Origin of the sequence: Novosphingobium pokkalii (assembly GCF_014652855.1) — a bacterium.
GTDB lineage: Bacteria > Pseudomonadota > Alphaproteobacteria > Sphingomonadales > Sphingomonadaceae > Novosphingobium > Novosphingobium pokkalii.
Genome location: NZ_BMZP01000022.1, coordinates 40241 through 55614, shown reverse-complemented (window position 1 = coordinate 55614; position 15374 = coordinate 40241). Strand labels below are relative to the sequence as shown.

Below are 15374 nucleotides of genomic sequence, written 5' to 3'. Positions count from 1 at the left end.
TTCGGGGGCGGGCGGCGCGGCAACGCCGGTGGCCATGGTCGGCGATCCGGCCAAGGGCGAAAAGGTCTTTGCCAAGTGCATGGCCTGCCACACCATCGAGCAGGGCGGCGCCAACGGCATCGGCCCCAACCTCTATGGCGTGGCCGGCGATGCCATTGCCGAAGGGCGCGGCGGCTATGCCTTCTCCGACGCGCTCAAGGCGCACAAGGGCGTGTGGGACCAGGCCACGCTGGACCAGTGGCTGAGCGGCCCGGCCAAGTTCGCGCAGGGCACCAAGATGACCTTTGCCGGCCTCACCAGCGCGCAGGACCGCGCCGACGTGATCGCCTATCTCAACAGCAAGGGCGGCAAGCTCAGCCTGGGCGCTGCTCCGGCCCCCGCGCCGGCCAAGTAAGCCGCCGCTCCAGCCTGGAAAATCTGCAACCCCGCCTGCCCGCCAGGCGGGGTTTCTTCTTGGCCACGAGCGGGTAAGGCTGCGGACGATGCTCTCGTTGTCCTCCCTTGCCGGCCGCCTCGCGCTGCCGACCACCGCCACCGCACCGTTCTGTCCGTCCGAAGTGCGCGGCACGGTGGCGGTCGCGCCGCGTGGGCCGTGGTGGCGCGTGCTGTGGCAGGCCGCCGGGCCGGGCCTGCTGGTCGCGGTGGGCTACATGGACCCGGGCAACTGGGCCACCGACATTGCCGCCGGATCGCAGTTCGGCCACGGCCTGCTGTTCGTGGTGCTGGCCTGCGGCCTTGCCGCCATCGTGCTCCAGGCGCTGGCCATGCGCGTGGGCCTGGCCAGCGGGCAGGATCTCGCCCAGCTTGCCCGTACCCTCTATTCCAGGCCGGTCTGCCGGGTGCTGTGGCTGCTCGCCGAACTGGCGATCATCGCCACCGACATTGCCGAAGTGCTCGGCGCGGCGCTGGCGCTGCATCTGCTGCTGCACGTGCCGCTGTGGCTGGGCGTGCTGCTCACCGGGCTCGACACGCTGATCGTGCTTGGCCTCAAGGGTCATGGCTTCCGCCAGTTGGAAGCGATCGTGCTGGGCCTGATCGCCACGATCACGCTGTGCTTCGGCGCGCAGCTTGCCATCGTCGGGGTGGACGGCGCGGCCCTCGCCGTAGGCGCCATGCCCGATCTGGCGCGCCTGGCCCAACCCGGCGCGCTGGTGCTCGCGATCGGCATCCTTGGCGCCACGGTCATGCCGCACAACCTCTACCTGCATTCCAGCGTGGTGCAGACGCGCCTGTCCGATCGCTCCGAACCGGCCACGCGGCGCGCGCTGCGCCTTGCCGGGGCCGATACGGTGGTCTCGCTGCTGCTCGCCACCATGGTCAACGTCGCCATCCTCGTGCTCGCGGCAGAGGCGTTCCACGGCCACGGCCACCGCGATGTCGGCTCGATCGAGGATGCCTGGCGCCTGCTTGCGCCGATCACCGGGGCGGGCCTGGCGCCCCTGCTGTTCGGCGTCGCGCTGCTCGCCGCCGGACAAAGCGCCACCTTCACCGGCACGGTTGCCGGGCAGGTCGTGCTCGAAGGGTTTCTCGACCTCAAGATTCCCTGCTGGCAGCGCCGCGTGATCACCCGCGCGCTGGCGATCGTGCCGGCGCTGGCCGGCGTGCTGTGGCTGGGCCAGGGAGCTGTCGGGCAGATGCTCGTCGCCACCCAGGTCGTGCTGTCGCTGCAACTGCCCTTCGCGATCTGGCCGCTGCTGCGCTTTGCCGGCAATCGTCAGGTCATGGGCCGCTTTGCCGCGCCAAAGCCGATGCTGGCATTGGGCTGGCTGCTGTTCGCGCTGATCCTGGCGGCCAATCTCGCGCTCGTTTCCGGGCTGTGAAGGGGGCGCAAGGCCCCCTTCACCCGTGCCGGCGCGGCGTCACGCGGCCGAGGCGTTGACGCCCATGCTGGTGAGGTAGCGCTTGATGTTGCGCGCGGCCTGGCGCAGGCGCTGCTCGTTTTCGACCATGGCGATCCGCACAAAGCCTTCGCCATCCTCGCCATAGCCCACGCCCGGCGCCACGGCGACTTCGGCATGCGTGAGCAACTGCTTGGAAAATTCCAGGCTGCCCATGCTCTTGAGCGCGGGCGGCAGCGGCGCCCAGGCAAACATCGAGGCCTTCGGGCTGGGAATCTCCCACCCGGCACGGCCGAACGCCTCGACCATCACGTCGCGGCGCTTCTGATAGAGCTTGCGATTCTGCTCGACGATGTCCTGCGGGCCGTTGAGCGCGGCGCAGGCCGCCGCCTGGATCGGCGTGAACGCGCCATAGTCCAGATAGGATTTCACGCGGGTCAGCGCGGCGATCAGCTTCTTGTTGCCCACGGCAAAGCCCACGCGCCAGCCGGCCATCGAAAAGGTCTTGGACATCGAAGTGAATTCCACCGCCACGTCCTTGGCGCCTGGCACTTCCAGGATGGAGCGGGTGGGATTGCCGTCGAAATAGAGTTCGGAATAGGCGAGGTCCGACAGGATCCAGACCTTGTTCTCCTTGGCCCAGGCGACCAGCCGTTCATAGAACGCCAGGTCCACCGTCTCGGCCGTGGGATTGGACGGATAGTTGACGATCAGGATCGACGGGCGCGGCACGGTGAAGGCCATCGCGCGGTCGAGCGATTCCCAATAGCGTTCGTCGGGCGTGGTCGGCACCGAGCGGATCGTTGCCCCGGCGATGATGAAGCCGAAGGTGTGGATGGGATAGGACGGGTTGGGCGCCAGCACCACGTCGCCGGGCGCGGTGATCGCGGTGGCCAGGCTCGCCAGCCCTTCCTTGGACCCCATCGTCATCACGACTTCGGTTTCCGGGTCCAGCTCCACGTTGAAGCGCGTGGCGTAATAGTTGGCCTGCGCCTTGCGGATGCCGGGAATGCCCTTGGACGCGGAATAGCCGTGGGCCGAAGGCTTCTGCGCCACTTCGCACAGCTTCTCGATCACGTGCGCGGGCGGCGGCAGATCGGGGTTGCCCATGCCCAAGTCGATGATGTCCCGTCCGCTGGCGCGGGCTGCGGCCCGCATCGCGTTCACTTCGGCGATGACGTAGGGCGGCAGGCGCTTGATGCGGTAGAACTCTTCTTCCACGGGCATGACTCGAATGCTTGCCGGCTGGATTGCCGGGACCGCCCCCTTACGCCAATCGATCCGCTTCGCCAATCATGTGCGAAACACCGCCGCCTTCCGGCGTCGGTGGCGCCCATTCGGACGCGAAGCGACTTGCCCCTGGTGGCCGGCCCGCGCAAAAGGGGCGGGTGGTTGCCCGGCGGGCCGGGCGCAGGGGGAATGCCGTCGATGCACGAAACGGGTAATGCCAAGCCGCCGATGGCCGCCGACAGCGCGGTGTTCGAAGACCTGTTCCGCCTCCAGACCGAGGCGATGCAGGCCCTGGCCGCACCGTTCCTGCCCACGGCCCATGCCAAGGCCCCCGATCCAGGCGATTTCCAGCACTGGGCGATGTCCGGCGCCAAGTTGCAGAAGATGTGGCTGGATTTCCTGGCCGAGCAGACCGCCGTGGCCGAGCCGGCATGGCTGCGCCTGGTCGATGGCGGCCGCTGGAAGCCCATGCTGGACGAATGGTGCGCCGCCATGCCGATCGCCCAGGCCGAAACCCAGACGCGGCTGTGGGATGAAAGCCTGCAATTGTGGAACCGGGTGATCGAACTCTATGCCGCGCCCGGTGCCGTTGCGGCCAAGGGCCCGGCCGATGTTGCCCCCGATGCCCTGCCCCGGCGCGATCGCCGCTTTGCCGATCCGCGCTGGCGCGAGCAGCCGTGGTTCGCCCTGCTGCACCAGACCTATCTGCTGCTGGCCGAGCGGTTGGAAGACATGGCGCAGGAGATTTCCGGGCTGGAGCCGGAACGCCATGGCCAGGTGCGCTTCATGACCCGGCTGATCACCGAGGCGCTCTCGCCCGCCAATTTCCCGATGACCAACCCCCTGGTGATCGAGCGCACGCTGGCCACGCGCGGGGAAAACCTGGTCAAGGGCGTGGAACACCTGCTCGCCGATCTCAAGCGCGGGCAGTTGAGCCACACCGATGGCCAGGCCTTTGAAGTGGGGCGCAACATCGCCACCACGCCGGGCAAGGTGGTGCACGAGACCGCGCTCTACCAGTTGATCCACTACACGCCGACCACGCCCACGGTTGCGGCCGTGCCGCTGCTGGTCTTCCCGCCGTGGATCAACCGCTTCTACATCCTCGATCTCAACCCGAAGAAAAGCTTCGTGTCCTGGGCACTGGACCAGGGGCTGAGCGTGTTCATGGTCTCGTGGAAATCGGCCGACGCCAGCCTGGCCGAAGTGACCATGGACGATTACGTGCGCGCCCAGATCGAGGCGATCGAGGTGGTGCGCCAGCGCCTGGCGGTGCCGGCCGTGCACACCATCGGCTATTGCGTCGCCGGCACCACGCTGGCCGCCACGCTGGCCGTGCTCGCCCGGCGCGGCGAGGCGGACAAGGTCACCTCGGCCACCTTCTTCACCGCCCAGGTCGATTTCAGCGAGGCGGGCGAGCTGTGCCACTTCGTCGATGATGCCCAGTTGCGCTGGCTGGAAAGCCTGGAAACCGATGGCTTCCTCGACGGGCGCTATCTGGCCGCCACGTTCAACCTGCTGCGCGGGCCGGACCTGATCTGGAACTACGTGATCAACAACTACCTGCTGGGCGAGGAATACCCGGCCTTCGACCTGCTCTACTGGAACGGCGACACCACCAACCTGCCGGCCAAGTGGCACCGCGCCTATCTCAGCGATCTCTATCGCGACAACCAGTTGGTGGTGCCCGATGCGCTCAGCGCCGATGGCACGCCGATCGACCTGCACCGCATCACCACCCCCTGCTACATCCAGGCCGGGCGAGAGGATCACATCGCGCCAGCCGGCAGCGTGTGGAAGCTGACCCGGCATCTGGCCGGGCCGTGGAAATTCGTGCTCGCCGGATCGGGCCATATCGCCGGCGTGGTCAACCCGCCGGCTGCGGGCAAGTACCAGTACTGGACCAACCCGGCAGACGTGGCCAGCCTCGAAGCCTTCGTGGCGGGGGCGCAGGAAACCAGGGGAAGCTGGTGGCCCGACTGGCGCGCCTGGCTGGGCGATCTCGATGGCGAGACGGTTCCCGCCAAGGGCGCCCGCGTGCCCGGCCGCAATGCAATAGAGGACGCACCGGGCCGTTATGTGCGGATGCGATGAGCGCGCTGGCGCAACACGCCGATACAGACCAGTACCTTAGAGTAATTATCTCCAAGATGGATATTGTGCACTGCACAAAAACCTTGACTTCGGCCCATGCATTCCTATTTTTTGCATTGCAGCAGAGATAGGATTCTTCTCACCCTGAGTCGCCGCCATCGTGCGTCGCCGGATAGAGACGGGTTCCTGCCCTGCCGCAAAGCAGGAGCCGTAATGCCATGGTCGATGACACCAAGGATAATGGGACGCTTCCCGATCTGACCCCTCGCCCCGCCCCGGTGGTGGAGAGCGCGGCACCAGTCGTTGCAGCGAACCCTGCCCCCACGGTAGCGCCGGCCGGCGATGCGGCACACGCGACGGAGCAGGCACCAGCCAAAACAGCCGCCCGCCGCGCACGCAAGCTCGTGACCACGGCCTTGGACGACGCGACGCCCGCGCCTGCTGCCCCCCCGGCCCTTGCCGCCAAAGCCCCGGTGCCCGCCACCGTGGCCGCGCCCAAGGCCGAGGATGCAGCCAAGACGCCGGCTTCCGCGCCGAAGAAGGCCATCGCGGCAAAGCCGCTACCGGTCAGGAAAGGCCCCGCCAAGGCGGTGCCGGTCAAGCCCGAGGTGGTTCCCGTGCCGCCCAAGGCCCAGCCCCTGCCCAAGGCCCAGCCCTTGGCCAAGGCAAAGCCAGTGGTTGCGACAAGACCCGGAACCGGCATCCCCCACGCGAAGGTGCCGGCCCCGCTCAAGACCCGCGTGACCCATGCCGCCGCCACTGCGGCTTCCAGGAAGGAACACCCTATCATGACCACCGCCAACGAATTTTCCGAAAAGTTCCAGTCCGCGTTCAAGGACGCTTCCGAAAAGGCCAAGACCGCCTTTGAAAAGAGCCAGGCCGCGTTCGGCGATGCCGGCGAATTCGCCAAGGGCAATGTCGAAGCCGTCGTGGAATCGAGCAAGATCCTCGCCGCCGGCCTCCAGGAACTGACCAAGGGCTATGCCGCCGAAGGCAAGAGCGCGATGGAAACCCTGACCGCCGAAATCAAGGAACTCGCCAGCGCCAAGTCGCCGACCGAGTTCTTCGAAAAGCACACCGCCCTGATGCGCAAGCAGTTCGACGCTGCCGTGGCCGCCAGCAGCAAGCACAGCGAAGCCGTGCTCAAGCTGGCCAACGAAGCGTTCCAGCCGATCTCCAACCGCGTCAGCCTCGCCGTCGAAAAGATGAAGGTCGCCGCCTGATCGGCACCTGATTCGCGCCCGGTCCGGCCCTGCGGCCGGATCGGTGCGACACTCCTGGACATGTCCCAGCGGCCAGAAGGCAGCCGGCGCTCTTGCAGCGCGCGGCTGCCTTCTTGCATTTGCGCCGCTGTCAACCACGCGATCACCCCCGCAAACGCCCGGTTTGTGGCGGGCCTGCCCGCGCTGCGTATCGCAAGCAGGGCGCGATTTGCCGTTTCCTAAACGATTTCGGGCAGGGCTGCCCGAACGCCCCCTTGTCGCGGGGCGGCCGCGATGCGATATTCAGGGCTCCGATGCACAGTTCCGTCTCCCTTCCGGCGCCTGCCGCCCTTCTGCCGCGCGCGATTCGCGCCGATGCGGCCGTCTTGTCCCCAGCCGTCACCGCGCCCACCATGGCGGGCGACAACCGCGACACCGATGACGGTGACATGATCGGCCTCGCCACCCGCACCCGCGCCCGGCCGAAGAAGCCGAGCATGTTCAAGGTGCTGATGCTCAACGATGATTATACCCCGATGGAATTCGTGGTGATGGTCCTCAAGCGCTTCTTCCACATGGACCTGGAACAGGCGACGCGGGTGATGCTCCACGTTCACCAGCGCGGCGTGGGCGTCTGCGGCATTTTCCCTTACGAGATAGCCGAAACCAAAGTGAACCAGGTGATGGATTTCGCTCGGCAGAACCAGCATCCGCTGCAATGCACGCTGGAAAAGGCCTGACGTTTCAGCGCGGCTAGAGCGGCGAACCCTAAATCGGACGCACCGTGATTGGCCTGAGAAGCGCTGTGGCGAGGCGTGGCGCGCAGCGCGGGCCGGTTGGCCCCGTGCAAGCGACACAACGCTGCCACAGCGCTTCTCAGGCCAACCCCTTCGGGGCGGGCCGATTTTGGCCCATCGCAGCGTCGATCGTCGGTCACAATGGCACAGCATTGCTCCCTCCTCTCTCCTCGCGCTGGGCCAAAATCGGCTCCGTCACGGTGCGTCCGATTTAGGGTTCGCCGCTCTAGCGGCAGACCGAGACGGTTCAGGCCGGCAAGGCTCAGTGCAGCGGCCGTTCCTCGATCATTTCCCGCGCCAGCGCGCGCAACAGCGCCGCGAGCCAGGCCATGGCCAGCGAACGGGCTTCGCGCGAATGGGCGCCGGCACCGCTCGGCAGCACCACCTGCGCCACGAAACGGCCGTCCACCAGGCGCCCGCCGCTGAACACAGCAGTGGGCGGCAGCAGGGCCAGAACCGCACTTTCATAGGCTCCCGAGTCGGCCAGCAGGCTCACCCACAGGCTGTCGCCGTCCGCCGGCATGCCCTCGGGCGCCAGCGTCACGTCGCCCAGCGTGCGCAGGGCGCGCTCGAACCCCAGGCGCTGCTCGTCGGGAGAGAGCAGTTCGCAACGATCGGCCAGCGCTGTCAGTTCTTCCGGCCGCGCCGTGCACCGCGCCAGCCGGCCTTGCCACCAACTCGATCCAGACGTCACGAAGTTCACTGCCCGTATCCTTGTCCGTGGCGCCAACCCGGCAGCAGCCGCATGGCATGATGGTGCCCCTCCATCACGCCTGCCTGATCGCCCGGTCCGGCGCGGAAGCGTCTTCATCCTTACAGCCCAAGACCTGGCCACGACATCGGGGGCATCCCGCATGCCACGGCCAATCGCGGAACCCACCGCGCCCCGGAACGTTCCTCCTGACCGGAAACGCTGCTGGCATCGGCCTGCATCCCGTGCCCGGGAAGCGTCTTGGGGCAGCACTATTACCAAACACGGGGACAGGCAATAACTTTAGTTATTAACCCTCGCTTCGCAACCGCCGGTGCACCCCGCACCACCCCCACGGTTTTTTCGCCTTTCGCAACGCCGCGAAGCGGGCTAACCGACATCAACATCGGCGCGGCGCTCCCCGGCGACGTGGCCAGCCTCCTGACGCCCTCACGGTGAAACGCCCGACGTGAAATTCCTCAGCGCCATCGACAGGTACATCGCCCGGCTGGTGATCGTGCCCATGCTGGCCGTGTTCGTCCTGGCCGCCTCGCTTCTCGTGCTGGACAAGATGCTGCGGCTGTTCGACTTCGTCGCCACCGAAGGCGGGCCGGTGACGGTCGTCTTCAAGATGCTGCTCAACCTGTTCCCGGAATATGCGAGCCTCGCCATTCCGCTCGGGCTGATGCTCGGCATCCTCTTCGCGTTCCGCAAGCTGGCGACCAGCTCGGAACTCGACGTGATGCGCGCGGTGGGGCTGTCCTACACCCGCCTGCTGCGCGTGCCCTACTTGTTCACGCTGGGCCTGGCGGCCGTCAACCTGCTGATCGTGGGCTATATCCAGCCGCTGAGCCGCTATTACTACGAAGAGCTGCAATACGAGCTGGGCTCCGGTGCGCTGGGCGCCTCGATCAAGGTCGGTGAATTCAACGCGCTGCAAGATCGCACCGCCCTGCGCGTCGATTCCAGCCGCGACGAGGGCCGCGATCTCCAGGGCATCTTTGCCCGCCTGGTCACGCCCAAGGGCGAGACGATGACGATCTCGGCGCGCGAAGGGCAGTTCTTTGCCAACCGCGAAAATCGCGACACGATCATCCTGCGCCTCACCGATGGCCAGATCGTGCAGGACGGGCCAGACCTCGCCTCGCCGCGCGTGCTCACCTTCGCCTCGCACGACCTGCCGATCGACCTGCCCAAGATTTCCCAGTTCCGCCAGCGCGGGGACAAGGATCGCGAATATATCCTGCCCGAACTGCTCAAGATCGGCTGGAACAAGGCCTATTCGCAGGACATGCGCAACAAGAGCAAGGCCAGCCTCAACTACCGCCTGGTGGAAGTGGTGATGATGTTCCTGCTGCCCCTGCTGGCCGTGGCCCTGGCCGTGCCGCCCAAGCGATCGACTTCGGCGCTCGGCGTGTTCCTGTCGATCGTGATGGTCGTGGCCTATCACAAGGTCAACGAATACGGGCAGGACGTCGCCAGCCTGGGCCGGATCGATCCCGCCTTGGCGCTATGGGGGCCATTCGCGCTGTTTGCCGCGCTGATCGTGTGGATGTACTGGCGCCTGGCCTATGTGCCCGGTGGCCAGCCGATCGGCGCGCTCGAAACCGTCTTTGCCAAGGCGGCGGGCCGCGTGCGCAAGCTGTTCGCGCGCCGCCGCCGTAGCCCCGCAACCGGCCATACCAACGACCCGGCAGCCCAGGACGACAGCCTTGCAGCTTGATTTCTTCCCGTCACGCACGATGACGCTCTACATCGCCAAGATGTTCGCCGTGCGCGTGGTGGCCGTTCTGCTGATGCTGGTCATGGTCCTGCAAATGCTCGACCTGCTCAGCGAAAGCGGAGAGATCCTGGCCCACGCCGGCAATGGCCAGGCCCAGTTGCTGACCTATGTGGGGCTGCGCGCGCCGCAATTGGTGGCGCGCTTCCTGCCCTATTCGGTGCTGCTGGCCACGATCATCACCCTGATCACGCTGAACCAGAACAGCGAGGTGATCGCGATGAAGGCCGCCGGGCTTTCCGCGCACCAGGTGCTGGCGCCGCTGTTCCTGGTGGCCGGGGTCATCGCCGTCGGCAACTTCGCCTTCAACGAACGCATCGTCACCCGCTCCACCGCCACGCTCAAGGCCTGGCAGGCCGCGCACTATGGCCCGCTGCCCACCGATACCCAGGTGCGCAGCAACGTCTGGCTGCAAGACGGGCCGAACATCCTCTATGCCCGCACCGTGACCGGGGAAGGCACGGCGATGCAGATGACCGACGTGACCTGGCACCGCCGCGATCCCACCGGCATGGTCACCGAAATCATCCGCGCGCCCAGCGCCAGCTATGCCAATCCCGGCTGGCGCTTTGCCCGCCCCACCACGTTTGACGTGCAGAGCGCCCGCCGCACCCAGGCCAGCCAGGACATGGTTCTGGCCACCGGCGTCACGCCCACGCAGATCCTGATCCGCAAGGCCGATGCCGACGCGGAATCGCTGCCGCACCTGTCGCGCTCGATCGCCGCGATCCGCGCCGCCGGGCACAGCACCAGCGAGCTGGAAAGCCGCTGGTGGCACAAGATTTCCGGGCCGCTTTCGGCGCTGCTCATGCCGCTGCTCGGCGCCGTGGCGGCATTCGGCCTGGCGCGCTCGGGCCAGTTGTTCATGCGCGCGGTGATCGGCATGGCGCTGGGCTTTGCCTATTTCGTGGTCGACAATGCCGCGCTGGCGATGGGCAGCTTTGGCGGATACCCGCCGCTGGTAGCGGCCTGGGCGCCGTTCGTGCTGTTCCTGCTGGTTGGCGAGACCGTGCTGATCCGCACAGAGGAATAAGGAAAAGCCCCGCGACCGATCTGGGTCGCGGGGCTTTTTTCGTCATCGTGAAGATTTCTGCGGGGCGAAATCAGCCCTTGCCGCGCGAGCCCATGGTGGAGCGCACCAGCCGCGTGAGCAGCGGGAACAGGCCGGCATAGTTGGCGCGTTCATAGGTCGATTGCAGCCCGAGGTGGGCGCGCAGGCGGCGGTGGCATTCGCCAAGGGAATGATAGGGCATCGAGGGCAGCAGGTGGTGCAGCGCATGATAGCGCAGGCCCACCGGCGCCCACAGCGCGCCCCACACCCCCGGCGGCGGCACATTGACCGAGTCGAGATACTGGCCGGTCACGGTCATCTGCTCGCCCTCGTTTTCCCACAAGTGCGCCACCAGCGTGCGCACCTGGTTGAGCAGCGCGGCGAGCGAGATCACGGCGATGGCGATGCCCAGCGGCAGCCAGCCGTGGGTGGCTGACCAGGCCAGCACCGCCCAGGCCCAGAGCGTGGCGCCCAGTTCCTGCCAGAACACCATGCGCGCCATCGCGCCTTCCGGCTTGCGGCGGCGGAAGCCGGGATTGATCGACAGCGAAGAGGCACGTTCCCACACCAGCGTGCGCAGTGGCGGCACGATCACGCCCAGCGGCACCAGCACGGCTGAGCGCACCAGCAGGCCGATCGGCAGCAGCAGCGCGGTCAGCGTGAAGACCGGCAGCGACCACGGCTTCATCAGCGCCAGCGGCAGGTATTCCGGGTCTTCGCTGGTGCCATAGCGGATGCGCGAATGGTGCAGCGAATGCACGCCTTCATACATGAACGAGGGCATCAGCACGGGGATGCCCACCACCAGGTTCCACACGAAGCGGAAGCCTGGCAGGGCATCGCGGTGCATGTGGGTGAGTTCGTGAATGAACAGCAGCGCACGATAGAGCGCCAGGGCGGCAAACACGCCCAGCGCCACGATAACGCCCCAGTGGCCGCCGCGCAGCGCCGTGGCGATCGCCAGCGCGAGCGCGCCATAGCCCAGCCCCGCCGACACGAGCATGTCGGGCCAGTAGATCTCGGGCCGGGCGCGGGCAATGTCGCGCGTCAGGTCGGCTGCGGCGCGCAGCATCGCCTTGTCTTCGGGCGTGCCGGCAAGGCCGGCGGCGCGTTGCGATGGGGCCGGGGCGCCGGCCGAGGGGGCCGGAACGTCGCTCTGTTCGAAATAGTCGGTGGCAAGCATGGCAAAAACGGTTCCCAAGAAACCCATGTTGGATCAGGCAAAATGCATGCCTGACGGGTGATCGCCGGTCCGCCTGGGCTCGTCCGGCTTGACAAGTCACCGGATAGCACCGCAGGCATCCGGGACAGCGCGCGTGTAACTCAGAACAAAGGCGATATCGTGGCAGGCGAAGTAGTCATCACCCCCGTGGCAAACAAGGCCGAACGGTCCGCCTTTGTCGATCTGGCCTATCGTCTCAACGCCGACGATCCCAACTGGGTGCCGCCGCTGCGCATGGAAGCGGTCGAACTGATCACCCCGGGCAAGAACCCGTTCTTCGAGCATGCCGACGTGCAACTGTTCCTGGCGCGCCGCGACGGCCGCGTGGTGGGCCGCATTTCCGCCCATATCGATCACCTGGCCGTGGCGATGGACCCGGTGCAGGGCATGGGGCCGGGAACCGGCAACTGGGGCCTGCTGGAAGCCGAGGACGAGGCGATTGCCCACGCCCTGATCGCGCGGGCCGAGGAATGGCTGCGCGCCAAGGGCATGACCCGCGTGCTGGCGCCGCTGTCGATGTCGATCTGGGAAGAGCCAGGCCAGCTCACCCTGGGCTTCGACCATCCGCCCACGGTGATGATGGGCCACCAGAACGAACGTTATCAGCACTATATCGAGGCGCTGCCCTATCAGCCGGCCAAGCAGTTGCTGACCTATGAGCTGGACATCACCAAGGAATTCCCGCCGCTGATCCAGCGCATCGTCCAGTCGGGCGAGAAGAACGCCAAGATCCGCATCCGCAATGTGGACAAGAGCAAGTTCGACAGCGAAGCGGCGATCATCCTCGACATTCTCAACGATGCCTGGTCCGACAACTGGGGCTTCGTGCCCTTCACGCAGACCGAGATCGCCTATGCCGGCAAGAAGTTCAAGCCGATCGTGCGCGAAGACCTGATCATGGTCGCCGAGTACGAAGGCGAGCCGGTGGCCTTCATGATGACGCTGCCCGACCTCAACGAGGTGATGCAGCCGATGGGCGGAAAGCTGTTTCCGTTCAACTGGATCAAGCTGCTGCGCTGGCTGAACAAGCCGCGCTGCCGCACCATGCGCGTGCCGCTGATGGGCGTGCGCAAGAAGTTGCAGTCCTCGCGCCTGGCCAGCCAACTGGCGTTCATGATGATCGAATACATCCGCCGCAATTCGGTGCAGCACTACGGTGCCTCGCGCGGGGAAATCGGCTGGATCCTGGACGACAACCAGGGGATGATCGCCATCGCCGATGCGATCGATAGCCACGTCAACAAGCGCTACACGATCTACGAACGCGCGCTCTGATCCGCCCCACGCGCCTGCGGAACACGCGGGCGCATGAGGCGTTGTGTCCGATGGGGCAGCCTTGCATGAGCAAGGCCATGCCCCATCTGGGCGCTGGCCTGTCGCATCAGGCCAGGGGAAGGGAAACGCAGGCGATGCACTTGTTCGGTCAACCCGGCGCGCCATCCGGCCTCTCCGGCGGCGGACTGGGCAATGCCCTGGTGGTCGAGGACGAGGCCATCGTTGCCCTGGCCATGGCCGACAGCCTGGCCGAAGCCGGCGCCGACGAAATCGCCACCTGCCACACCACGGCCCAAGCCCTGATCGAGATGCAGCGGCTGCGCCCGGCGATCCTGGTGCTGGACGTGCATCTGGCCGATCGCGACGACGGCTGGGCCCTGGCTGAACTGGCCATGGCGATCAGCCCCAGCCCACCGCTGATCGTGTTTTCCACCGCCACACCCGAACGCATTCCAGCGCACATCGCGGAACTGGGCCACGTGCTGGCCAAGCCTTTTCCGCCCGATGCCCTGGCACGCCTGGTGCAGCGCCACGGCCGCCCCGGCGGCCTGCTCGGTCGCCTGCGCAGCGCCCTCTCGCTCTGAACGCAGCCCCCCGCAAGCCCACAACCCGCGCACGGGTCGGCCCATACGAAAAAGGCCTCCGCCGGGGATTGGCGGAGGCCTTCGGGATCGTATCACCAGCCGCTTGGACGGGAGGGGGGGTCTCGGCGGTGACAAGGCCTAAACGGGCCTCTTCGAAATCCGTTCCCGCTGCCGGCAAAAAATTTGCGTTGCTTTACATTTTTGTCGGAACCGCCCCAACGGTACCGGCAAGCCCTTAGATATAGGGCCTTTTCGGCAGTCCCCGGGGATCGAAGCCGACCATCGCGCGCACCGTTTCGAGCTGGGGAATCGCAATCCGCGTGCCGTTCCAATCGACTTGCCCCGCCTTGCGCAGCGCCTGGAGCGTGCGGTTGGTATGGACCAGCGAGAGACCCAGCATGTCGGCGATCTGCCCTTGCGTGATCGGCACGTGCAACGTGGCCACGGCGCTGTCGGGCGCGACCAGCCCAGTCTGGAGCCCCCGCTCCACCAGCCATAGCGCCAGATAGGCAACGCGCTCGCGAGCCGGGCGCTGGCCCAGGGCCACCAGATGCTGCTCGAGCGCATCCTCTTCCCGCGCCGACAGCCAGATCACGTCATAGGCAAAGCGCGGCTGATCGGTCACCAGTTCCATGAAGCGATCGCGCGGGAACAGGCATAGCCGGGTGTCGGTCAACGCGGTCACGCCATGGCCCATTTCGCCGTCGAAGGCAGCTTGCAGCCCAACCAGATCGCCGGGGAACATGATGTTGACCACCTGGCGGCGGCCATCCTCGAGCAGGCGTGAGCGCATCAGCACGCCCTCAAGCACGGTGAACAGGCGGCTGCCCGGCGCGCCCTGGCGCAGCACTTCCTCGCCGCGCGGCACGGCGCGTTCGCCGGCGCGATGCCGTTCGATCCACTCGCGCTGTCCGGCATCGGGCGCCACCAGGCCGGGCCGGTCCCGCAAGGGACAAGTCCGGCATGGCTGATTGAACGAACGCATCTCCGCCGCGTTCTGGCCGCTTCCACTTGCCCCGCCACCACCTCTGTGCACGCTGCCTATTCTCCTGCGCCTGCCGGCCAGTGCCGGCCCATAGCGGTCCCCGCTGGCGATCATCGGCCAGGCTTGGCCGCTCGGCTATGTCAAATGACACAAACGGGTTCCCGGTTCCCGGATAGAGCGCCCCGCCGCTGTCGCGGCCCATCCCCCCTTCCCCGACAGCGCCGATGGAGCACGTGACAATGACTGCCGATTACATTCTGGTGCTGGAAGACAACGTGCTGGTCGGCATGGAAATCGAGGAAGAACTGGCCAGCCGCGGCTATGACGTGGCCTCGGCCGTGGATCTGGCCGAGGCGGAGAGCCTGATCGCCCGGCAGAAGCCGGCCATCGCCCTGCTCGACTTGCGCCTGCCCGATGGCGATTCCGCGCCGCTGGCGCTGCGCCTGGTGCAGGAAGGCTGCACGGTGGCGTTGATTTCCGGCGCGGATTCGGGGGTGATCCCAGCTTCGCTCGGCGCCGTTCCGCGCTTTCCCAAGCCGACCGGCGCCTGGCAACTGGCCGATTGGGTGGATGGCCTGCGCCGCTGATCGGCCGGGGGCACAAAGCGCGTAACAAAACCACACCC

14 protein-coding genes are annotated in these 15374 nt (G+C 66.8%); 10 read left to right on the top strand and 4 right to left on the bottom strand.

Annotation, left to right across the window (positions count from 1 at the left end; translation table 11 throughout):
* Both IE191_RS18280 and IE191_RS18275 read left to right on the top strand, forming a co-directional pair.
* A partial coding sequence (locus IE191_RS18280) for a c-type cytochrome (RefSeq protein ID WP_191325817.1) occupies nucleotides 1-394 on the top strand: 394 nt, incomplete at its 5' end.
* A gap of 88 nt (nucleotides 395-482) precedes the next feature.
* Nucleotides 483-1820: an Nramp family divalent metal transporter gene (locus IE191_RS18275; protein ID WP_191325816.1), complete on the top strand. Its 1338-nt coding sequence runs from the start codon at nucleotides 483-485 to the stop codon at nucleotides 1818-1820.
* Nucleotides 1821-1859: 39 nt separating this feature from the next.
* Here the strand turns inward: IE191_RS18275 and IE191_RS18270 are convergent, their stop codons facing one another.
* Complete coding sequence (locus IE191_RS18270) at nucleotides 1860-3059, bottom strand: LL-diaminopimelate aminotransferase (RefSeq protein WP_191325831.1); 1200 nt, start codon at nucleotides 3057-3059, stop codon at nucleotides 1860-1862.
* Nucleotides 3060-3266: 207 nt separating this feature from the next.
* Here IE191_RS18270 and IE191_RS18265 point away from each other — a divergent pair, with 207 nt between their 5' ends.
* The 3 genes from IE191_RS18265 to clpS all read left to right on the top strand — a co-directional run bounded on the left by IE191_RS18265 (nucleotide 3267) and on the right by clpS (nucleotide 7104).
* Nucleotides 3267-5162, top strand: a complete 1896-nt coding sequence (locus IE191_RS18265; protein ID WP_229815611.1) for a PHA/PHB synthase family protein — start codon at nucleotides 3267-3269, stop codon at nucleotides 5160-5162.
* Between the two features lie 404 nt (nucleotides 5163-5566).
* Nucleotides 5567-6385 (top strand): phasin family protein, encoded by an 819-nt coding sequence (locus IE191_RS18260; RefSeq protein ID WP_229815610.1) that lies wholly within the window; start codon nucleotides 5567-5569, stop codon nucleotides 6383-6385.
* A 392-nt stretch (nucleotides 6386-6777) separates the two neighbouring features.
* Nucleotides 6778-7104 carry an ATP-dependent Clp protease adapter ClpS gene (clpS, locus tag IE191_RS18255; protein WP_028657709.1) on the top strand — a complete coding sequence of 109 codons (327 nt, stop codon included), beginning with the start codon at nucleotides 6778-6780 and terminating at the stop codon, nucleotides 7102-7104.
* 319 nt (nucleotides 7105-7423) lie between these two features.
* On the opposite strand, the gene IE191_RS18250 is transcribed toward clpS, so the two are convergent.
* Nucleotides 7424-7864 carry a hypothetical protein gene (locus IE191_RS18250; protein ID WP_191325814.1) on the bottom strand — a complete coding sequence of 147 codons (441 nt, stop codon included), beginning with the start codon at nucleotides 7862-7864 and terminating at the stop codon, nucleotides 7424-7426.
* A gap of 457 nt (nucleotides 7865-8321) precedes the next feature.
* Between IE191_RS18250 and lptF the strand changes: the two genes are divergently transcribed.
* Complete coding sequence (gene lptF, locus IE191_RS18245) at nucleotides 8322-9575, top strand: LPS export ABC transporter permease LptF (RefSeq protein WP_191325813.1); 1254 nt, start codon at nucleotides 8322-8324, stop codon at nucleotides 9573-9575.
* Nucleotides 9565-10665: an LPS export ABC transporter permease LptG gene (gene lptG, locus IE191_RS18240; protein ID WP_191325812.1), complete on the top strand. Its 1101-nt coding sequence runs from the start codon at nucleotides 9565-9567 to the stop codon at nucleotides 10663-10665. Before lptF ends, lptG begins: the two co-directional genes overlap by 11 nt.
* A 70-nt stretch (nucleotides 10666-10735) precedes the next feature.
* On the opposite strand, the gene IE191_RS18235 is transcribed toward lptG, so the two are convergent.
* Nucleotides 10736-11866, bottom strand: coding sequence for a fatty acid desaturase family protein (locus tag IE191_RS18235; RefSeq protein WP_373299335.1), 1131 nt, complete (start codon nucleotides 11864-11866; stop codon nucleotides 10736-10738).
* Between the two features lie 156 nt (nucleotides 11867-12022).
* On the opposite strand from IE191_RS18235, the gene IE191_RS18230 reads away from it, so the two are divergent.
* Nucleotides 12023-13180 carry a GNAT family N-acetyltransferase gene (locus IE191_RS18230; protein WP_191325829.1) on the top strand — a complete coding sequence of 386 codons (1158 nt, stop codon included), beginning with the start codon at nucleotides 12023-12025 and terminating at the stop codon, nucleotides 13178-13180.
* Nucleotides 13181-13245: 65 nt separating this feature from the next.
* Nucleotides 13246-13764, top strand: coding sequence for a response regulator (locus tag IE191_RS18225; protein WP_191325810.1), 519 nt, complete (start codon nucleotides 13246-13248; stop codon nucleotides 13762-13764).
* Nucleotides 13765-13999: 235 nt separating this feature from the next.
* Here the strand turns inward: IE191_RS18225 and IE191_RS18220 are convergent, their stop codons facing one another.
* On the bottom strand, nucleotides 14000-14713 hold the full coding sequence (locus IE191_RS18220) for a Crp/Fnr family transcriptional regulator (RefSeq protein WP_191325809.1): 714 nt from the start codon (nucleotides 14711-14713) through the stop codon (nucleotides 14000-14002).
* 275 nt (nucleotides 14714-14988) lie between these two features.
* On the opposite strand from IE191_RS18220, the gene IE191_RS18215 reads away from it, so the two are divergent.
* The gene (locus IE191_RS18215; RefSeq protein WP_191325808.1) at nucleotides 14989-15336 is read left to right on the top strand and encodes a response regulator; all 348 of its coding nucleotides are present in this window, start codon (nucleotides 14989-14991) and stop codon (nucleotides 15334-15336) included.
* The last annotated feature ends 38 nt before the right edge of the window (nucleotides 15337-15374 follow it).